At 48.6% G+C, this 24,049-nt stretch carries 7 protein-coding genes and 3 pseudogenes; all 10 read left to right on the plus strand.

Annotated features, from left to right (window positions below; genetic code table 11):
- Nucleotides 1–96: 96 nt before the first annotated feature.
- The 10 genes and pseudogenes from FM037_RS25130 (at nucleotide 97) to FM037_RS30045 (ending at nucleotide 24,025) form a co-directional block, all read left to right on the plus strand.
- Complete coding sequence (locus tag FM037_RS25130) at nucleotides 97–4,506, plus strand: VCBS domain-containing protein (RefSeq protein ID WP_407695678.1); 4,410 nt, start codon at nucleotides 97–99, stop codon at nucleotides 4,504–4,506.
- A 116-nt stretch (nucleotides 4,507–4,622) separates the two neighbouring features.
- A complete protein-coding gene (locus FM037_RS25135) occupies nucleotides 4,623–6,092 on the plus strand; it encodes a pilus assembly protein TadG-related protein (protein ID WP_144048251.1) in 1,470 nt (489 codons plus the stop codon).
- 10 nt (nucleotides 6,093–6,102) lie between these two features.
- Entirely contained in the window at nucleotides 6,103–6,579 is a 477-nt protein-coding gene (locus tag FM037_RS25140; RefSeq protein ID WP_144048252.1) for a TadE family protein, read from the plus strand.
- Between the two features lie 2 nt (nucleotides 6,580–6,581).
- The gene (locus FM037_RS25145) at nucleotides 6,582–7,049 is read left to right on the plus strand and encodes a TadE family protein (RefSeq protein ID WP_144048253.1); all 468 of its coding nucleotides are present in this window, start codon (nucleotides 6,582–6,584) and stop codon (nucleotides 7,047–7,049) included.
- Between the two features lie 328 nt (nucleotides 7,050–7,377).
- A complete protein-coding gene (locus FM037_RS25150) occupies nucleotides 7,378–14,550 on the plus strand; it encodes a retention module-containing protein (protein WP_144048254.1) in 7,173 nt (2,390 codons plus the stop codon).
- Between the two features lie 72 nt (nucleotides 14,551–14,622).
- A pseudogene (locus FM037_RS25160) lies at nucleotides 14,623–16,251 on the plus strand (VCBS domain-containing protein); the annotation flags it as partial.
- Nucleotides 16,252–16,391: 140 nt separating this feature from the next.
- Nucleotides 16,392–16,457 (plus strand): annotated as a pseudogene (locus FM037_RS30500) (hypothetical protein); the annotation flags it as partial.
- The gene (locus tag FM037_RS25170; protein WP_185976908.1) at nucleotides 16,445–16,618 is read left to right on the plus strand and encodes a VCBS domain-containing protein; all 174 of its coding nucleotides are present in this window, start codon (nucleotides 16,445–16,447) and stop codon (nucleotides 16,616–16,618) included. The pseudogene FM037_RS30500 and the gene FM037_RS25170, both read left to right, overlap by 13 nt.
- Before the next feature lie 22 nt (nucleotides 16,619–16,640).
- A pseudogene (locus FM037_RS30040) lies at nucleotides 16,641–19,714 on the plus strand (VCBS domain-containing protein); the annotation flags it as partial.
- A gap of 1,815 nt (nucleotides 19,715–21,529) precedes the next feature.
- A complete protein-coding gene (locus tag FM037_RS30045; RefSeq protein WP_267874906.1) occupies nucleotides 21,530–24,025 on the plus strand; it encodes a type I secretion C-terminal target domain-containing protein in 2,496 nt (831 codons plus the stop codon).
- Nucleotides 24,026–24,049: the final 24 nt, after the last annotated feature.

Below are 24,049 nucleotides of genomic sequence, written 5' to 3' on the forward strand. Positions count from 1 at the left end.
GGCACGGTTGTCGAAGTCGGGATTATTGATGACTTTGATGCTAACCCTGCCAACAATAACACCCCTGAGCCCGGTATCGCCGCCATCAGTGGCACCCTGTCTGCCACCGATGTCGATAACAACGCCAGCTGGACCTGGTCTGGTGATGATTCCGGTACTTACGGTGAGTTTGTCATAGACTCTGTTACTGGCGAGTGGACCTATACCCTCAACGATAGCGATCTCGTTAACGAGCTCGCCTCCAATGAGAGTCATAATGAAATTTTCACCGTCACCGTTACCGATGAGTTTGGGGGGACCGATACCCACGATGTCACCATCACTGTCGAAGGTACCAACGATGCACCGATTATCACCACCTTAGATGCCGAAGATACTGGCACGGTTGTCGAAGTCGGGATTATTGATGACTTTGATGCTAACCCTGCCAACAATAACACCCCTGAGCCCGGTATCGCCGCCATCAGTGGCACCCTGTCTGCCACCGATGTCGATAACAACGCCAGCTGGACCTGGTCTGGTGATGATTCCGGTACTTACGGTGAGTTTGTCATAGACTCTGTTACTGGCGAGTGGACCTATACCCTCAACGATAGCGATCTGGTTAACGAGCTCGCCTCCAATGAGAGTCATAATGAAATTTTCACCGTCACCGTTACCGATGAGTTTGGGGGGACCGATACCCACGATGTCACCATCACTGTCGAAGGTACCAACGATGCACCGATTATCACCACCTTAGATGCCGAAGATACTGGCACGGTTGTCGAAGTCGGGATTATTGATGACTTTGATGCTAACCCTGCCAACAATAACACCCCTGAGCCCGGTATCGCCGCCATCAGTGGCACCCTGTCTGCCACCGATGTCGATAACAACGCCAGCTGGACCTGGTCTGGTGATGATTCCGGTACTTACGGTGAGTTTGTCATAGACTCTGTTACTGGCGAGTGGACCTATACCCTCAACGATAGCGATCTGGTTAACGAGCTCGCCTCCAATGAGAGTCATAATGAAATTTTCACCGTCACCGTTACCGATGAGTTTGGGGGGACCGATACCCACGATGTCACCATCACTGTCGAAGGTACCAACGATGCGCCGATTATCTCTCTTAATATTCCTGACGATACCGGTACCGTTATAGAAGATAGTATTGATGTCATTAGCGGCACTTTATTAGCCAGCGATGTCGATAATAACGCCAGTTGGACTTGGTCAGGTGATGATTCCGGTATCTACGGTGAGTTTGTCATAGACCCTGTTACTGGCGAGTGGACCTATACGCTAAATGACAGCGACCTGGTTAACGAGTTGTCCTCCGGCGAGAGCCATGATGAGATCTTTACCGTCACTGTTACCGATGAATTTGGTGGTACCGATACCCATGATGTCACCATCACAGTCGAAGGTAGCAACGACCTGCCAGAAATCACCAACATTGATTCCCTTATAGTTTCAGAAGAAGGATTAACAAACGGAATTATTGATGATGTAGGTGATCCAACGGATACAACCGACCTTCCTACAGATGGAGGTACACTAACCTTTACAGATGTTGACAATCCAGATGTCTTAGATATTACCGTGTCATTAGGTACCTCAACAACTGACATTTACTCTGATGATTTTTTAGTCAACTGGAGCTGGGACGGTAATACAAATACCTTAACAGGAACTGCAAACAACATAGTTGTTATGACTATAGTGCTTGGCTCAGTTAGCGTTAACGCCTCTGTTTATAGTGTGGGATATACCGTTAACTTACTCGGACCACTGGATCACCTTGTCAATGATACCGAAGATCTCATGTCTATTAATTTTGGAGTCAACATTAATGATGGGGTTGGAAATGTAGGTACAGAACTTAATGTCATTATCGAAGATGATGCTCCTCTCGATGAAGTAGATGAATTAGCAACTCCCAGCATGCCTCATACTATTAACGAAATGATCACTGGCAACTTATTCGATCCTGGAGCCGATGGCTTCGGTAGTGTAGATTTTGAAGTCATTACCCAAGGGCTGCAATCCAATGGTATAGATTTAATTTATACCATGAACGGTGATACGTTAACCGCTATGGCGGGTAATGTAGCCGTATTTACCCTACAGGCTATTCCTGATGGCACTGGGCATTACGATTACAAGTTCACATTACTCGATAAGGTAGACGTTGAAGTCGTGATCGATTATGACCTAGGTAGCGCTCCTGCAGGTAACAATGCCGCCTACTATGTCGACACAGACGGCTCCATTTACGCTCAAGATGATCAGGCGGCTATGGTTATCTCTACCATAACCGGTACTTTCAATGGCTCAGCCTCTTCAGTCAATTCAAATGTACATGGCATTGGAGTTGGCCCTCAAAACTCTGTGGGCTCAAATGAAGCCATTAAATTCGAATATGGTATAGATGGAACCTCACTTGCAGCAATAAGCCTTGGAACCGGTAACAATGGACAAAATAATGGCAATAGTGTTATCGACTATGTTGTGACTTATTCAAATGGAACAACTAAGAACGTAGTTGGCGCTATTATTGATGGCACCTTAGTTCTCGAGGAGGTAGCGCCTAATGGCTTGTCTATTATGTCCATTGAAATATCCTATTTCAGCGGAGACGCTTTCCAAGTCATCGGTTTATCCTCAGTAGATACACTTTTCAATACGCCAATCGATTTAGAGTTTGCCTATGGTGCAACAGATAACGATGGAGATGCAGTCATATTCACCCCCGAAAACGATGGACACTTCACCATCACCTTAGAGCCTGAAAACTTTATACCTGATGCCCGAAACAATACCTACCATGTAGACGAAGGCGAATCAGTAATCGGCAACATCATTGATGATGATACGGGTAACGGTATCGATAGTGATATTGATAGTGATACTTTGCTAATCACGCACATCAATGGTGTCGCAGTAGTGTTTGATAATAATGGTGATGCCGAAGTTGAAATAACTGGCGGCACCTTATTTATTAATGAGGATGGTAATTTTACTTTTGAACACGACGGTAGTGAGGATGCGCCAACCAGTTTCACCTACACCATAGATGATGGCAATGGCGACACAGATACAGCAACGGTTTATTTTGAGGTCTATTCTGAAGAAACATTTGGACCAGAAGATGACACCACTGTAGAAACTGGCGATGCCCATGATGTTCTCATAGGTGATACAACAGGCTTCGGCCCAGGTCAGAATTATAATATAGCCTTTATTATTGATACTTCTGGCAGTATGGGGAGCGCAGTTGATACCGCCAGAACGCAGATAACAAATGTGTTAAACCAGTTGATATCGACCATTGGTCAAGGTAATCCCGGAGTCGTAAATATCTTAGTAATAGACTTCAATACAGGTGCTGAAATTCTTCTAAATATTGATTTATCAAATTTAGATGCAAGTATCATTGAGGCAGCTCTAGAAGATATGAATAGTGATGGTTGGACAAATTATGAGGCCGCATTTAACCTTGCGACCACTTGGTTTACTTCTGGATTGGCTTCAACAAACATAGGGATGAATTACACTTTCTTCGTTACTGATGGTGAGCCCACAAGACCTGGTGATGATGATAATAACTATGAAGAAGCTTACCTCGCTGCCGTTGCAGCTTTTGCATTGCTCACCTTTGAAAACCTGACTTACGTCCAAGCAATAGGGCTAGGAAATGCATTTAACCCAAATGACCCAGATTATATACTGGATCAATTCGACTCGGGTGCTACCCCACTGACGAGTGTCGATGTCGATAACTTAGCAGATGCCATCTTACAAACAGCCTTGTTGCCCGGTGATGATGATCTAAATGCGGGAAATGGTAACGATATTATCTTTGGTGATCTGATTGAGTTTGACGGTATTGATTTAGAAGGGTTCGATGCACTTGTCGAATATGTCGATGATCAAACGGGTAGCGATTTAAATTTAGATGGTAATATCTCAATTTATGAGGTTCACACCTACGTATCAGAAAATGCGAGTGACTTCGATGTATCTCGGGAAAACGACGGAGATGATATTCTTACTGGCGGTGATGGCAACAATATCTTGTTTGGTCAAGGGGGAGATGACCTGCTACTAGGTGGTAGCGGTAACGATCTGTTGTTTGGAGGTGATGGCACCGATGAATTAGTTGGTGGCAGAGGTGATGACGAGATGCACGGAGGTGCAGACGATGACACCTTCACCTGGAATACTGATTCAATCAACGGCGAAAGCGATACTGTATTGGACTTCGATGCTTTAGAAGATGTACTCGACCTTTCCGAGCTTCTTTCTGGTGAAACTGATGATGCGGTAGACCTCCTTGATTATTTATCTTTCGATGTTTCAGGCGGAGATACGATTATCACTATCGATCTTGATGGTAATGGGGGAGGCACCGACACTATCACTATTCTTCTTCAAGGAACCAGTTTAGCCGGAGTTGGTGATCAAGCCATTATCCAAGGTTTACTCGATAATAATGCACTCATCGTAGATGTTGCTTAATTACAGCAGGTTAATGAGTTCATTAGCCTGCTCATTTTTACTTATTTGATGAACAAGATTATCGCTACTAGACTTAAGTGAGGAATGACTAACAAGAACTAAACTAAGGTGCTTTCATGGTCGAAATAAGCTCTCTGGGCCGAAAGATGAAAGGCATTATCGCACCATTAGCTGTGGTGTCTTTACTCGCCTTAATCGCCATGGCTGGCTTAGCCTTAGACTCAGGGAAAGTTTATTCTGATTATCGACGAGCGCAAACTGCCGCCGATGCGGCAGCATTAGCTGGAGCTTTCGAAAAGTTTTATGGCCGAGACCACCTCACTATTGTCACAGCGGCTAACGCAGAAGCCATAGTCAACGGCTTTACTCAAGGTAACCAAGGTATCAACGTCGAGATTAACCATCCACCATTATCAGGCTTCTATATCGGTGATCCCTTTTCAGTAGAAGTGATCATCACCCAGCCAACCCTCACCTTCTTCTCACAAATACTCGACATAGATTCTATCCCCTACAAGGTAAGAGCCGTAGCGAATGGTAACACCGCCAGCGGGATCAACTGCGTATATGTCCTCGACAACGAACAAAAAAAAGCCTTCGAAGTCACTAGTGACTCAGTACTCGACGCACGCTGTGGAATTTGGGTAAATTCAGACGATAGCGGTGCAGCCAGCGTGGTTGAGAGTGGAGCTTGTGTGAAAGCCGGCATGATCACTGTTGTTGGAGGTTATACAACCGGACAAACTTGTGATTTAGGCGGCGAGGCCTATCAATGTGATAATAATGGGAACTGCCCTCTCAGCGGCATGGGCTTACCACCCGAAGAATCCCCCTTACCCGCTCCAGACCCTTTTGCAGGCCTAACGCCGCCGACAGTGGATAGAACCTCTGGCGCATGTCCGCCGGAGGAGAGTTGTAATGCCAGTGGATGTAGTGGAAAAAAGAAAGACTCAGGTGGCCCCTATGAGCCATACACCATAGATACCAATGGCTCAGTCGATCTATTTTCAGGTACTTATTGTGGCGGCATATTAGTGAAAAAAGGCACTGCAAACCTTAGTACTGGGGTATACATTCTTCGAGGCGGTGGGCTCACTGTTGAAGGAGCAGACTCAGAAGCCATCGGCCCAGGAGTTTCATTTTATAACACTTGCTATTGGGCCTGTGATGACCCTGATTCAGATCATGACCCTGAAAAAGGTAAAGAATGGTTCTGGACTCTGGATATCAACTCAAGCTCTGAAGTTAACTTTTCCGCGCCACTCTGTAACGGCGGCGCTAGCGGCAGTGAATGTGTCAACGATCTAGATGGCATACTCTTCTTTTCAGATAGAGATGCCCCCTCCTCTGATAATCCAGGCTCTTACCCACTAAACAGAATAGATAGCAGCGTGACGGCAACCTTAGCCGGAGCAATATACGTAGGTAATCAGCACCTTAAGTTTCACAGTAACTCAACGGGTAACCCATCAGATACTATCTTAGTGTCGAAGTTCTTAGAAATTTCAAGTGGCTCGACCGTGGAGATTAGTAATTTCACCGGCTCAGGGGGCTCCCCACTAAAACGGGTCACCTTAGTTGAGTAAGGAGTAATAAATGGATGTAAAAAAGCACTTCACTTTGAGCTCAACTAAACAAAAGGGGGTTGCAGCCATCGAAGCCGTCATTGTTTTACCTATTATCATTTTTATTATGCTGGCAGTAATCGATTTCGGTCGTGTCATGTATGTGTCGATTACCACGACTAATGCCGCACGTGCAGCAGCGGGGTATGCGGCGCAAAGTACCAATCTCGTCATTGACACATCTGGAATAAGGGCCTCTGCACTTTCGGAAGCGAGCGATCTCATTAGTGATGCCTTTAACTCAGATCCGGTGGCTGTAAGTTCGAAACGTGTATGTAAATGCTCTGGTAGCAGTAGTGAAGTATTTTGTACTAACAACTTATGCACTGGTCAGGTTGAGATATTTGTGGAGGTAACTGCAACACGCGATTTTCGTACCGTAGTTTCTTATCCACTCATACCCAATCAACTTGTAATAAGCAGAACTGCTACCATTAGGGCACAATAGCGATGAAAAAATATAAACAATCAAGCCAGCTATTCGGTAAGAAGTCTAGCAAATTCCAAAAAGGTTTAGCTGCGGTAGAAGCTGCAATTGTCGCTCCCATATTTTTTCTCATTCTGTTTGCTATTCTCGATGGTGCCAGGATGATATACGCATACGGAGCCGTTGCTCATGCTGCTCGAGAAGGTGTGCGTTATGCTGTAGTCAGAGGCGCTGAAGCTGGTGATGATTTACGTAGAGTAGGAGATTCACCGACTAACGATGCGAAAATTGAGGCTCATGTGTTGCAAAGGGCACAGCCTCTAGAACGAATACGAGTTACCACTACATGGGAAGAGGACGCGAATCAACTTCGCGATCAAAGTGCCGGCAAAGTTGTAGAAGTACAAATTGAGCACGATTTCGAACCCGTTACCCCTTTCTTACCAGCGATTACATTATCTAGCACATCCCGGACCGTTATCTATTTTTGACACTTCGATGCCTGACAACACTTGACTGAATCCTTTCGATGGCAAGAAGTGCCAAATTGAACTAACAAACCAGTAAAAAAACCTCAATAGCCCCCTGCCGTCAGCTAAACACAAAAACACAACATTCAACACAACTAACCGACACGCAGCAATTTTGAAGCACGTAAAACTATCGGATTACCCACAAATAGATATTCAACCGTCAACAAATTGACCACCGCCACTACATGGGTTAACATTTGTGATCCCATTGTAAGGATATGCTGCTGACGTTGGGAAAAGGGTTTACCAGAGCTGCACTGTTGATACTATTTGCTTGGAGTTAAGAATGAAATCTTTAGTCACCACACAACACGGACAAGTTTTAATTGCTAATGGAGAGATCGCCGTTGAAATAAACGGTGAAAGACGGCTCATAGCACCTGGTGAACAACTTCCGGTTGGCACAACACTCTTTATCCCTGAAGATGCAGAGCTTGAAATAGCTTATGAAGATGGCGCAACTTTCTCCAGTGCAGCAGCACAAGATGAAACTTCTGAAATAGCAGATGCTGACACGTCAATTACTGACGAGATTCAAGCTATTCAAGCTCAAATCGCAGCAGGTGAAGATCCTACAGAAGGGCCCGATACCGCAGCAGGTGCTGGTGCAAATGGTAACGAAGGTGGTGACTTTGTATCGTTAGGACGTAGCGGTGATGAAACTTTAGCAGGTTCAGGCTTCGACACCTCTTTCGGTGCACCTCTTGATGCAAATGCGGCATTAACGGCTAACCTTTCTTTGGCTCAAACAGACAATCAAATAACAGATAACGTTAACATAGCCCAGTTTACCGATAACTTTGTCAATGGTGTTGCCTATACGACGTCATCAGGCCTAAGTGGATTTACCGGTGATGTAGGAGCTGATGGTTCATTTGCTTATAACCCAGGCGATACCATCACCTTTAGTATTGGTGACGTCATCATTGCTAGCTTTAGTGCAGATGCAATTCAAGGCACTATTCTTTTCCTTCAAGACATTGCTGGTACATCTTTGTCAGATAGCAACATGAACTATGTTGAGAACATGGCTATCTTCTTACAGGCTCTAGATAACGACCTCAGTGATGGAACCGACGATGGTGTCTTACAGACTAATAGTATAGTCAATTTGGATGATAGTTACGCATCTAACATCAACATTATTGCAGCGATTCATGAAGCATTAACGGGCTATGTCGACCCCACTACTGGTCAGCCACTGAATCTAGCAACTGCGGGTAAAGAGATGTTATCTCTCGTACTGGCTGAGCTGGGTATTATCTTCACTCGAGACTCAGAGTTAGACCCTAGCGGCGCGAATATATTCGAGACCCTGGCAATGGATCATGTTGCCGACACTATCGATGACTTAGCCGGTGATCGCGGGCCGGTAACAGCAGACGATCGTACAGCTGATATACTTGATGTACCTGGCGGGCTAATTACCTACAATTACAATGAATTAGATGGAAAGATCACCTTTACAGCTAACGACCTACTCGCAGGCGCTTCAGGTCAGCAGGTAACAACTGAAAATTTAGTCGTTAAAAATGTACAACTTAATGCTGACTTTGCCGACATAGGTACACTCGTCGATCTTGGGAACGGTAATTACGAGATAATTCTCAATGCTGGTATAACTCAATATGACTTAGAAGGTCTAAGTATCGATTACCGTGTAGAAGATTGGACCGCCTTCAGAGAGGTCACTTCAGCAACACAAGATCAATTTAAATCACATCTTTCAGCGGATATTCCCGATGTATTTGAGCATGACGGCTTCAATCAGTTTACCTTAAACAGTGAACTAACCTTCGCAGATGATCAACTATTAGAAATCAACTTTACCAGTGAGATCATGAGTGAGCAGCTTGGTTTTCCAATTGCTGAATACGCCGATGACTATCTAGTACCACTAGAGTATTCGAATGATGGTGGCCTCACTTGGCAGACTATGACAGTCACATCGGTTGACTATAGCGGCAGTATTCCTCGTCCTGTTTTTGGCTTTGTCTTAGAGGCTGGAAACGACAGTGTCATCATACGTGTACCTATCTTTGATGATGTAGCTATAGAGCCTACCGAGTATTTCGTTGCCCAAGTCACGGGTGAAAATGTTTACGATGAAACACTGCAATTTGCCATTTTTGACAATGATGCCGATGGTTCAGGCCTCCCCCAGATAGATATTGATTATGTTATCGTGATTGAAGGGATGGAAAACGCAGTATTTACCCTCACATTGAGCGAGGCAAGCACAGAAACAATCACCGTTAACTACAGTACAGAAGAGCTGTCAGCACTATTTGGCGAAGATTTCATCGCTGTATCTGGCACAGTAACCTTCCTTCCGGGTGAAACAACCGCCTATATCACTGTGCCGATTGTTGATGATTTAATCATCGAAGACAGCCCTGAGTTTGCAATTGTCAACCTGACCGACCCAGTAAATGCGGCTCTCGTCGACGCCCAAGGTACACTGCGAATCTTCGATAATGATGGCCCTTCCAATACAGCGGTAAGCATAGATATCGATCCAATTACGGGTGATAACTTAATTACCGATGCAGAGGGCAATCAGACCATTACTGTCACTGGTACAGTTTCGGCAGATGCCTCTATTACTGTCGGTATAGTCATTATCACGATTAATGGTCAAACCTATCAGACAGAGATGAATGCCGACGGCACCTTCTCGATTGAAGTTGCAGGATCTGAGCTAGTTAATGACCCAGATACAGTTATAGAGGCTGTTGTATATGGCTTTGGAGCTGGCGGAGCACAAGGTACTGCTAATACATCAGAAAACTATGATGTCGAGTCCATATTAGCTGACGACACCAACACTATCGATGAAGATGGCGTCGCGACAGGCAATGTATTAGATAACGATTCAGACATAGATGATGACCTGTCTGTCGTCAGCTTCGAAGTTGACGGCGAAAATTACACAGCAGGCACAACGATTCAACTAGAAGGTGGATCACTAGTCATCAATGAAGATGGCACTTATACCTTCGCGCCAAATGAAAACTGGAACGGCACAGTCCCTGTCATCACCTACACAACTAATACAGGCTCAACTGCCACGTTGACGCTAAACGTCATCGCTGTTGATGATCCTAGTATTGTTAATAATGATTCAAACACGATCAATGAAGGTGAAACAGCGACAGGTAACGTACTCGATAATGATTCAGATGTTGATGATGACCTTACAGTAGTAAGTTTTCAGATTGACGGTATTACATATGACGCCGGAGTCTTTGTCAGTGTTGAAGGTGGATTTGTCGTCATCAACGAAGACGGTAGCTACTCTTTCACCCCTGAGAGTAACTGGAATGGCACTCTTCCTGTTATCACTTATACAACTAATACTGGCTCTACCGCGACACTAACCTTAGAGGTCACGCCTGTCGATGACCCAAGTGTACTAGCTAATGACAGCAACACTATCAACGAAGATAGCGTGGCAACAGGCAACGTATTAGATAACGACTCAGACATCGACAATGATCTGTCTGTGGTTAGCTTCGAAGTAAATGGTGAAACCCACACCGCTGGTACAACAGTACAGCTTGAAGGCGGCACACTGGTCATCAATGAAGATGGCACCTATACCTTCACGCCAAATGAAAATTGGAACGGCTCAGTTCCTGTCATCACTTATACAACCAATACCGACTCTAGCGCGACTCTGACCTTAGAGGTCACGCCAGTCAATGATCCAAGTGTACTCGCCAATGACAGCAACACTATCGACGAAGATAGCGTGGCAACAGGCAACGTATTAGATAACGACTCAGACATCGACAATGATCTGTCTGTGGTTAGCTTCGAACTAAATGGTGAAACTCACACTGCAGGCACTACCGTCGAACTTGAAGGTGGCACACTGGTCATCAACGAAGATGGCACCTATACCTTCACGCCAAATGAAAATTGGAACGGCTCAGTTCCTGTCATCACTTATACAACCAATACAGGTTCTACAGCCACTCTGACCTTAGAGGTCACGCCAGTTGATGACCCGAGTGTACTCGCTAATGACAGCAACACTATCGACGAAGATAGCGTGGCAACAGGCAACGTATTAGATAACGACTCAGACATCGACAATAATCTGTCTGTGGTTAGCTTCGAAGTAAATGGTGAAACCCACACCGCTGGTACAACAGTACAGCTTGAAGGCGGCACACTGGTCATCAATGAAGATGGCACCTATACCTTCACGCCAAATGAAAATTGGAACGGCTCAGTTCCTGTCATCACTTATACAACCAATACCGACTCTACCGCGACTCTGACCTTAGAGGTCACGCCAGTCAATGATCCAAGTGTACTCGCCAATGACAGCAAGACTATCGATGAAGACACTGTCGCAACGGGCAACGTGCTTGATAACGATGTAGATGTCGATGATGCGCTTAGCGTTGTAAGCTTTACCGTTGAAGGCAGCAATGCAGTCTACCAAACTGGTGAAGGCGTTGAGCTTACTAGCGGTACGCTAGAGCTTAATGCAGACGGTAGCTATACATTTACTCCTTGGGAAAACTGGAATGGCGATGTCCCGGTAATTACTTACACGACTAATACCGGCGAATCAGCGACACTCACCATAGTCGTCAATGATGACAATACAGATACGGCCAATGATACAAACTCTGTCAATGAGGAGGTTACAGCAACTGGTAATGTTCTGACAAACGATGAAAGTGAAAACACTGAAGTAGTAAGCTTCACCATCGGAGACGACCCAACAGTTTACCTTGCTGGTGAAGGTATGGAGCTTTTCAGTGGTGTCTTCTCTATGGAAGCTGATGGCAGTTACTCATTCATGCCATGGGACAATTGGAATGGTGTAGCACCGATCGTTACATATACGACGAATACAGGTGAAACTGCGACTCTAACTATCACAGTAACGCCAGAAAATGACGCACCAGTCTTAGTAGCAGATATCAGTGATGTCGATGAGAACGCCACCCTCACCGTCAACACCGATAACGGTGTGCTCAGTAATGACACTGATGTTGATAGCAGCGATGAACTTACTGTCACAGGGATCCTCTCTGGCACTACAGGTGCAGCCACTGCTGTTGCCGATGGCGCAGCGGGTATAGTGGTGAACGAGTACGGCACGCTCACCATGAACGCCGATGGTAGCTACAGCTTTGTGGCCAATGGCGTACTAGCTGAAGCCTTAGCGGCAGGAACCACTGCCGATGTCACTTTCACTTATACGGCAACTGATGGTGTTGAGTCGCTAACACAGACTTTAACAATAACAATAACAGGCGCCAACGACCCGGCTGACATCACCGTCGGCCAAGGCGATAGCGATGCCGGTACCGTCACTGAAGATGGTCTGACTGACAGCGATGTCGATACCGTTGAAATGGTCTCTGGCAGCTTGACCGTCACCGACGTCGACAGCGGCGAAGCGGTATTCCAGGTACAAACTGATGTCGCCGATGGCAACTACGGTAGCTTTAGCATCGACGCTGACGGCAACTGGAGTTACACACTTAATAACGACCATGCAGATGTGCAGTCACTGACTGACGGCCAGACGCTGACCCGTACCATCACAGTGACCAGTGCCGATGGCACCGCCTCACACAACGTGATCATCACCATTGTCGGCGCCAACGACCCGGCTGACATCACCGTCGGCCAGGGCGATAGCGATGCCGGTACCGTCACTGAAGATGGTCTGACTGACAGCGATGTCGATACCGTTGAAATGGTCTCTGGCAGCTTGACCGTCACCGATGTCGATACTGGCGAAGCGGTATTCCAGGTACAATCTGATGTCGCCGATGGCAACTATGGTAGCTTTAGCATCGACGCTGACGGCAACTGGAGTTACACACTTAATAACGACCATGCAGATGTGCAGTCACTGACTGACGGCCAGACGCTGACCCGCACCATCACAGTGACCAGTGCCGATGGCACCGCCTCACACAACGTGATCATCACCATTGTCGGCGCCAACGACCCGGCTGACATCACCGTTGGCCAAGGCGATAGCGATGCCGGCACCGTCACTGAAAATGGCGCAACCGATACCGATGCAGTGACCGTTGAAATGGTCTCTGGCAGCTTGACCGTCACCGATGTGGATACTGGCGAAGCGGTATTCCAGGTACAAACTGATGTCGCCGATGGCAACTACGGTAGCTTTAGCATCGACGCTGACGGCAACTGGACTTACACCCTAAATAACAGCCATGCAGATGTGCAGTCACTGACTGACGGCCAGACGCTGACCCGTACCATCACAGTGACCAGTGCCGATGGCACCGCCTCACACAACGTGATCATCACCATTGTCGGCGCCAACGACCCGGCTGACATCACCGTTGGCCAAGGCGATAGCGATGCCGGCACCGTCACTGAAAATGGCGCAACCGATACCGATGCAGTGACCGTTGAAATGGTCTCTGGCAGCTTGACCGTCACCGACGTAGACAGCGGCGAAGCGGTATTCCAGGTACAAACTGATGTCGCCGATGACAACTACGGTAGCTTTAGCATCGACGCTGACGGCAACTGGAGTTACACCCTAAATAACAGCCACGCCGATGTGCAGTCACTGACTGACGGCCAGACGCTGACCCGTACCATCACAGTGACCAGTGCCGATGGCACCGCCTCACACAACGTGATCATCACCATTGTCGGCGCCAACGACCCGGCTGACATCACCGTCGGCCAGGGCGATAGCGATGCCGGTACCGTCACTGAAGATGGTCTGACTGACAGCGATGTCGATACCGTTGAAATGGTCTCTGGCAGCTTGACCGTCACCGATGTGGATACTGGCGAAGCGGTATTCCAGGTACAATCTGATGTGGCCGATGGCAACTATGGTAGCTTTAGCATTGATGCTGACGGCAACTGGACTTACACACTTAATAACGACCATGCAGATGTGCAGTCACTGACTGACGGCCAGACGCTGACCCGTACCATCACAGTGACCAGTGCCGATGGCACCGCCTCACACAACGTGATCATCACCATTGTCGGCGCCAACGACCCGGCTGACATCACCGTCGGCCAGGGCGATAGCGATGCCGGCACCGTCACTGAAGATGGCGCAACCGATACCGATGCAGTGACCGTTGAAATGGTCTCTGGCAGCTTGACCGTCACCGACGTCGACAGCGGCGAAGCGGTATTCCAGGTACAATCTGATGTCGCCGATGGCAACTATGGTAGCTTTAGCATCGACGCTGACGGCAACTGGAGTTACACACTTAATAACGACCATGCAGATGTGCAGTCACTGACTGACGGCCAGACGCTGACCCGTACCATCACAGTGACCAGTGCCGATGGCACCGCCTCACACAACGTGATCATCACCATTGTGGTGCCAACGACCCGGCTGACATCACCGTCGGCCAGGGCGATAGCGATGCCGGTACCGTCACTGAAGATGGCGCAACCGATACCGATGCAGTGACCGTTGAAATGGTTTCAGGCAGCTTGACCGTCACCGACGTGGATACTGGCGAAGCGGTCTTCCAGGTACAAACTGTGTCGCCGATGGCAACTATGGTAGCTTTAGCATCGACGCTGACGGCAACTGGAGTTACACACTTAATAACGACCATGCAGATGTGCAGTCACTGACTGACGGCCAGACGCTGACCCGTACCATCACAGTGACCAGTGCCGATGGCACCGCCTCACACAACGTGAACATCACCATTGTCGGTGCCAACGACCCGGCTGACATCACCGTTGGCCAAGGCGATAGCGATGCCGGCACCGTCACTGAAGATGGCGCAACCGATACCGATGCAGTGACCGTTGAAATGGTCTCTGGCAGCTTGACCGTCACCGATGTCGATACTGGCGAAGCGGTATTCCAGGTACAATCTGATGTCGCCGATGGCAACTATGGTAGCTTTAGCATCGACGCTGACGGCAACTGGACTTACACACTTAATAACGACCACGCCGATGTCAGTCACTGACTGACGGCCAGACGCTGACCCGTACCATCACAGTGACCAGTGCCGATGGCACCGCCTCACACAACGTGATCATCACCATTGTCGGTGCCAACGACCCGGCTGACATCACCGTTGGCCAAGGCGATAGCGATGCCGGCACCGTCACTGAAGATGGCGCAACCGATACCGATGCAGTGACCGTTGAAATGGTCTCTGGCAGCTTGACCGTCACCGATGTGGATACTGGCGAAGCGGTATTCCAGGTACAATCTGATGTCGCCGATGGCAACTACGGTAGCTTTAGCATCGACGCTGACGGCAACTGGACTTACACACTTAATAACGACCATGCAGATGTGCAGTCACTGACTGACGGCCAGACGCTGACCCGTACCATCACAGTGACCAGTGCCGATGGCACCGCCTCACACAACGTGATCATCACCATTGTCGGTGCCAACGACCCGGCTGACATCACCGTTGGCCAAGGCGATAGCGATGCCGGCACCGTCACTGAAGATGGCGCAACCGATACCGATGCAGTGACCGTTGAAATGGTCTCTGGCAGCTTGACCGTCACCGATGTGGATACTGGCGAAGCGGTATTCCAGGTACAATCTGATGTCGCCGATGGCAACTACGGTAGCTTTAGCATCGACGCTGACGGCAACTGGACTTACACACTTAATAACGACCATGCAGATGTGCAGTCACTGACTGACGGCCAGACGCTGACCCGTACCATCACAGTGACCAGTGCCGATGGCACCGCCTCACACAACGTGATCATCACCATTGTCGGCGCCAACGACCCGGCTGACATCACCGTTGGCCAAGGCGATAGCGATGCCGGCACCGTCACTGAAGATGGCGCAACCGATACCGATGCAGTGACCGTTGAAATGGTCTCTGGCAGCTTGACCGTCACCGATGTGGATACTGGCGAAGCGGTATTCCAGGTACAATCTGATGTCGCCGATGGCAACTACGGTAGCTTTAGCATCGACGCTGACGGCAACTGGACTTACACACTTAATAACGACCATGCAGATGTGCAGTCACTGACTGACGGCCAGACGCTGACCCGTACCATCACAGTGACCAGTGCCGATGGCACCGCCTCACACAACGTGATCATCACCATTGTCGGCGCCAACGACCCGGCTGACATCACCGTCGGCCAGGGCGATAGCGATGCCGGCACCGTCACTGAAGATGGTCTGACTGACAGCGATGTCGATACCGTTGAAATGGTCTCTGGCAGCTTGACCGTCACCGATGTCGATACTGGCGAAGCGGTATTCCAGGTACAATCTGATGTGCCGATGGCAACTACGGTAGCTTTAGCATCGACGCTGACGGCAACTGGAGTTACACCTTAATAACGACCATGCAGATGTGCAGTCACTGACTGACGGCCAGACGCTGACCCGTACCATCACAGTGACCAGTGCCGATGGCACCGCCTCACACAACGTGATCATCACCATTGTCGGCGCCAACGACCCGGCTGACATCACCGTTGGCCAAGGCGATAGCGATGCCGGCACCGTCACTGAAGATGGCGACTGACAGCGATGTCGATACCGTTGAAATGGTCTCTGGCAGCTTGACCGTCACCGACGTCGACAGCGGCGAAGCGGTATTCCAGGTACAAACTGATGTCGCCGATGGCAACTACGGTAGCTTTAGCATCGACGCTGACGGCAACTGGAGTTACACCTTAATAACGACCACGCCGATGTGCAGTCACTGACTGACGGCCAGACGCTGACCCGTACCATCACAGTGACCAGTGCCGATGGCACCGCCTCACACAACGTGATCATCACCATTGTCGGCGCCAACGACCCGGCTGACATCACCGTTGGCCAAGGCGATAGCGATGCCGGCACCGTCACTGAAGATGGCGCAACCGATACCGATGCAGTGACCGTTGAAATGGTCTCTGGCAGCTTGACCGTCACCGATGTCGATACTGGCGAAGCGGTATTCCAGGTACAATCTGATGTGGCCGATGGCAACTACGGTAGCTTTAGCATCGACGCTGACGGCAACTGGAGTTACACACTTAATAACGACCATGCAGATGTGCAGTCACTGACTGACGGCCAGACGCTGACCCGTACCATCACAGTGACCAGTGCCGATGGCACCGCCTCACACAACGTGATCATCACCATTGTCGGTGCCAACGACCCGGCTGACATCACCGTTGGCCAAGGCGATAGCGATGCCGGCACCGTCACTGAAGATGGCGCAACCGATACCGATGCAGTGACCGTTGAAATGGTCTCTGGCAGCTTGACCGTCACCGATGTGGATACTGGCGAAGCGGTATTCCAGGTACAATCTGATGTCGCCGATGGCAACTATGGTAGCTTTAGCATCGACGCTGACGGCAACTGGAGTTACACACTTAATAACGACCACGCCGATGTGCAGTCACTGACTGACGGCCAGACGCTGACCCGTACCATCACAGTGACCAGTGCCGATGGCACCGCCTCACACAACGTGATCATCACCATTGTCGGCGCCAACGACCCGGCTGACATCACCGTCGGCCAGGGCGATAGCGATGCCGGTACCGTCACTGAAGATGGCGCAACCGATACCGATGCAGTGACCGTTGAAATGGTCTCTGGCAGCTTGACCGTCACCGATGTCGATACTGGCGAAGCGGTATTCCAGGTACAATCTGATGTGGCCGATGGCAACTACGGTAGCTTTAGCATCGACGCTGACGGCAACTGGAGTTACACACTTAATAACGACCATGCAGATGTGCAGTCACTGACTGACGGCCAGACGCTGACCCGTACCATCACAGTGACCAGTGCCGATGGCACCGCCTCACACAACGTGATCATCACCATTGTCGGTGCCAACGACCCGGCTGACATCACCGTTGGCCAAGGCGATAGCGATGCCGGCACCGTCACTGAAGATGGCGCAACCGATACCGATGCAGTGACCGTTGAAATGGTCTCTGGCAGCTTGACCGTCACCGATGTGGATACTGGCGAAGCGGTATTCCAGGTACAATCTGATGTCGCCGATGGCAACTACGGTAGCTTTAGCATCGACGCTGACGGCAACTGGAGTTACACACTTAATAACGACCACGCCGATGTGCAGTCACTGACTGACGGCCAGACGCTGACCCGTACCATCACAGTGACCAGTGCCGATGGCACCGCCTCACACAACGTGATCATCACCATTGTCGGCGCCAACGACCCGGCTGACATCACCGTCGGCCAGGGCGATAGCGATGCCGGTACCGTCACTGAAGATGGTCTGACTGACAGCGATGTCGATACCGTTGAAATGGTCTCTGGCAGCTTGACCGTCACCGATGTCGATACTGGCGAAGCGGTATTCCAGGTACAATCTGATGTCGCCGATGGCAACTATGGTAGCTTTAGCATCGACGCTGACGGCAACTGGACTTACACACTTAATAACGACCACGCCGATGTTCAGTCACTGACTGACGGCCAGACGCTGACCCGTACCATCACAGTGACCAGTGCCGATGGCACCGCCTCACACAACGTGATCATCACCATTGTCGGTGCCAACGACCCGGCTGACATCACCGTTGGCCAAGGCGATAGCGATGCCGGCACCGTCACTGAAGATGGCGCAACCGATACCGATGCAGTGACCGTTGAAATGGTCTCTGGCAGCTTGACCGTCACCGATGTGGATACTGGCGAAGCGGTATTCCAGGTACAATCTGATGTCGCCGATGGCAACTACGGTAGCTTTAGCATCGACGCTGACGGCAACTGGACTTACACACTTAATAACGACCATGCAGATGTGCAGTCACTGACTGACGGCCAGACGCTGACCCGTACCATCACAGTGACCAGTGCCGATGGCACCGCCTCACACAACGTGATCATCACCATTGTCGGCGCCAACGACCCGGCTGACATCACCGTCGGCCAGGGCGATAGCGATGCCGGTACCGTCACTGAAGATGGCGCAACCGATACCGATGTCGATACTGTTGAATCGGTCTCTGGCAGCTTGACCGTCACCGACGTCGACAGCGGCGAAGCGGTATTCCAGGTACAAACTGATGTCGCCGATGGCAACTACGGTAGCTTTAGCATCGACGCTGACGGCAACTGGACTTACACACTTAATAACGACCATGCAGATGTGCAGTCACTGACTGACGGCCAGACGCTGACCCGTACCATCACAGTGACCAGTGCCGATGGCACCGCCTCACACAACGTGATCATCACCATTGTCGGTGCCAACGACCCGGCTGACATCACCGTCGGCCAGGGCGATAGCGATGCCGGTACCGTCACTGAAGATGGTGCAACCGATACCGATGCAGTGACCGTTGAAATGGTCTCTGGCAGCTTGACCGTCACCGACGTCGACAGCGGCGAAGCGGTATTCCAGGTACAATCTGATGTGGCCGATGGCAACTACGGTAGCTTTAGCATCGACGCTGACGGCAACTGGAGTTACACCCTAAATAACAGCCACGCCGATGTGCAGTCACTGACTGACGGCCAGACGCTGACCCGCACCATCACAGTGACCAGTGCCGATGGCACCGCCTCACACAACGTGATCATCACCATTGTCGGCGCCAACGACCCGGCTGACATCACAACAACTACCAATGCTCGAGTCTCAGAAGAGGGCCTCACTGATGGCCTAGTTGATGACACTGGTGATACAGATACGACGAATGCTATTGCTGCAAGTGGTATTATCAGTATTGAAGATGTTGATGGTGATACGCTGACTGTCGCCTTGTCAGGTCCTACTTCTCCACTAACTTCCGGCGGCATAACGGTTCAGTGGTCTTGGGATGCAGGTTCACAAACTCTTACAGGTTTCATTGGTACTTCAGGTGAAAACTCTTACCTTGAAGTGATGTCTGTAGTGCTTACGGCTCCTGCAGGTAATACACCTGGAGATTGGGGCTACGATGTAACCTTACTGGCTCCAGTCGATCACACAAATGCAACTAGTGAAGACAACATATCATTAGACTTCGGCATTTCAGTCGATGATGGGAATGGCTCTATAACCAACGGAAACTTTACCGTTACGATTGAGGATGATGCTCCGGAGATTACCGATTCAGCTGCAGAAGTTGTTACCGACATAGATATTCCAGATAGTCTTATTGGTGAATTCTCGCTCACTGGTCAAAGTGGTAACTCTAGCTCTATTGATTTTGATGGTTTCACTATTACAGCTCGAGGATTCACATCTTCTACAGATTCAACATTGATTGATGCCAGCGTCAACAGTACCAGTAATGGCATTGGCGTTAACAGTGTAGGATCCCCTTACCACAATATCTCCAACGAAGTAGATTTCCGTAAGTTTGCCGATGGTTCAGAAGCCTCCGAAGAGATAATCATCACATTAGATCCAGGTACCGTGGCTTATGGCGTTAACATTGAGTTTGCCAATATGTTTGGTGGGGAGCTTGAAGTTGGCGTGGTTGAGTTTTATCGAGATGGCCAGCTAATCGCAACACAAACATTTAGCTCGGATGCATCAGATGGTAACTATGCCGCAGTCTTTGAGGTGCTCCAGGGGGGCTTCGATCAGCTAGTAATCAAGTCAACCGATAATGGGTTCAATGCCGCACACGGTGACAATAGCGATATAACAATCAAGTCTATCGAATTCCTCGGTACCGATGCACAAGCCATTGGTTATGCATCCGGAGAAGTCGATACTCATTGGGGAGCCGATGGTTTTGGCTCACTTGTATTTACGGGGAGTGATGAAAATGCTCTGCTGACTGCAAGTGGTGAAACGATTCTAATGACTCAGTCTGATAATACCATGCTGGGACAAACGGCCTCTGGTGAGCTTATTTTTAAAGTCGAATTCACCCCAGCGACTGGCCAGTGGGAGTTTTATCAATACCAGGCGATGCAAAGCCCATCTGACAGTCAGATAGACTTCAATGTTGTAGCTACTGATGGTGACGGTGACAGTGTAACGGGTCACTTTGCTATCACACCTCATGTCGATGCCGCTCCTATAACAATTGATGGTTCAGTTCAAGGCACTGAGGATACAGCGCTTATCTTGCAGTGGAGTGACTTCAACGTCAGTGACACAGATACGGCGAAAGCTAACCTATCGATTAGAACAACAAACCTTCCAAACGCCGCCAATGGTAGCTTACAGTATCTCAACAATGGCTCTTGGGAGGCTGTTGCGGTTGGTATGCTATTAAGCTCTGCTATGTTTGATGCAGGCCAAGTCCGATTTGTTCCAAATGACGATCAGGCCGATGGTAATCAAGGTAGTATAGGTAACCGTGGTGACGCACTGGCTGAATTTGATTATGTTGCGACAGACGGAACAACCGATAGTAATGCCTCTACCGTTACTATTAATATTACAGCAGACGCTGATGCACCAGTTCTATCAGCATCTGCTGGCGACTTGGTTTGGATTGATAAGACTCCGATGGATACCAGTGTTCCAGCTAGTGTTCAAGTTAATGATGTGGTGTTTGGCACTAATATCGAGGCGGTATTAGCTGGCCAACATGCAGTCTCTGGGAATGAGAACTCATTCATTGAAGGTAGTGAGAATGCTCAAAACTCACTCAGTGGGGGCACTGGCAACGATATATTAATTGGCGGCGCACAAGCTGACTCATTGCATGGCAATGCAGGTGATGACATCTTCATCGGCGGCGGGCAAAATGACTCTATCTACGGTGGTTCAGGAACTGATACAGCCATCTACTCGGGTAACTTTGCCGACTACACCATAACTAATCACTTTGATCATTCAGTAACGCCGTATCTACTAATCAATGATAGTCGAGGAGTTGATGCCAGCTCGGTCAATACAACAAACTTAGATGCGGGTGACCACCTTTATCAAGTTGAGCGTCTGATATTTGCTGACAGCGTTTATGTCGTTGGTCCTGATGGCTCTCTGACTCAAGTACAGCTTAAAGAAATCCCACTGGATATTGACGTTGCTTTAACCGATAACGATGGAAGTGAAACCCTATCGGAAGTAACTATTAGCGGCGTACCAAATGGCGTTTATCTATCAGCTGGAGTCAATAATGGTAACGGTAGTTGGACACTAACGACTGCTGAGCTAAACGATCTAAAACTTCAAGTAGAAGAAGATTATGCTGGCGATTTAGAGTTTGCCTTAACCGTTAGCGTAACTAGCACTGAGTTCAGCAATAATGATTCCGAGACAAGTTCAGTACCGCTAAACATTTCATTGCGCGACTATGCCCAAGACAATGGCTCATATGGCGATGACAATATTACAGGCACAGAAAACCATGACGTCATTGTCAGTGATTCCACGGGTATTCAAGTTGTTGAAGGTGAAAACTACAATATCGCCTTTATTCTTGATTCATCTGGCAGCATGGGAAGCAGTAATGTCAATACCGCAAAAGCTCAGCTTTTGGAGGTATTCAATACTCTCAAGGCTAGCGCTGCTGGTGCTCATGCCGGTGTGGTAAACATTCTGCTCGTCGATTTCGATACCGGCACTAAAGTTAATGTTTCAGTTGATTTATCTGATTCAAATGCTATCTCCAACTTAGAAGGTGCACTTGATACCATCTATAGCGGTGGCAGAACGAACTATGAAGCTGCATTTGAAGTTGTCACAGAATGGTTTAACAACGGTGAAGCTGCGTCAAACGATGGTACTAATCTTACTTACTTCATCACCGATGGTGAAACCAACAACTATGTTGTCGACACCTCACCGGATAATGTTTGGGTTTACAATCCATCAGGATCCCAAAATGATAAGCATTTATCAGACTTACTTTCAGATTACGTTCCAGGCCAAGAACTTGTACATGCAGGTAAAGTGATCGTAGATGAATACGGCAATGTAAACTATTGGTATAAAGATGGCAGCCAGTGGAAGAGCAGCTTGCAAGGCGCCTTAAAAGAGGATGCTAATGGGAACTATGTTGTTAGCCTGATAACCAATGGGTCAGATGCAGAAGCTGAAGCGCAAGCATTAGCTGCATTTTCTGTTCTCAATACCGTATCTGAAGTTGAAGCCATCGGTATTGGCAGTGGAATTGATTTAGATGATTTGATTCCATATGACTCAGATGGTCAGGCTCATGCCAATATCAATGCATCCGATCTCGCCAACATCATTCTGGGTTCAGAGCAAACACTGATTCAAGGCGATGATACCGTCGACGCAGCAGCTGGTAATGACATCATCTTCGGCGACTTGGTTAAATTCGATAATATCGAAGGCCAAGGTTATACGGCACTACAAAAGTACGTAGCTCAAGAGACCAGCCAGAACCTTGCAGATGTTTCAGTGCAAGATGTCCATGAATTTGTCACAGCAAACCCAGGAGTATTCGATGTGTCTCGCACCGATGACGGCGCAGATACAATCTATGGCGGGGAAGGAAATGATCTCCTCTTCGGCCAAGGCGGTAACGATGTCCTTATCGGGGGTCTAGGTGATGATATCCTTATTGGCGGACTCGGTGACGATACACTGACTGGTGGAACGAATACAAATGACATAGGTGCCGATACCTTTGTTTGGTCTGCAGGCTCTACGGGAACCGATCACATTACCGACTTCAATCTCGGAGAAGATAAGCTAGACCTTAGTGACCTATTACAAGGTGAAAATGCCGGTAATCTGGGTCAGTACCTGCATTTCACTGTGAATAATGGTACGACGACGATCGAAATTGATGCGAATCATGATGGTAATGTCGATCAACTAATCGTTCTCGATGGTGTCGACCTATCCACGGCATATGGTGCGACTGATGAAGCAATAATTAATGGTTTGCTCGGTAACAATGGTGATGGTGCTCTGATCATAGATAATCAAGCTTCTGCATCGTCTAGCTCAACAGCGTTTGCCTATAATTCAGGATCGGAGTCTAACTCACAACAAGATGAACAAATCCAGCACCTAATTCCTTAAATAAAAATTAAATCTAACAATGGC

The sequence above is a fragment of the Shewanella psychropiezotolerans genome (genome assembly GCF_007197555.1).
In the GTDB taxonomy this organism is placed as follows: Bacteria; Pseudomonadota; Gammaproteobacteria; order Enterobacterales; family Shewanellaceae; genus Shewanella; species Shewanella psychropiezotolerans.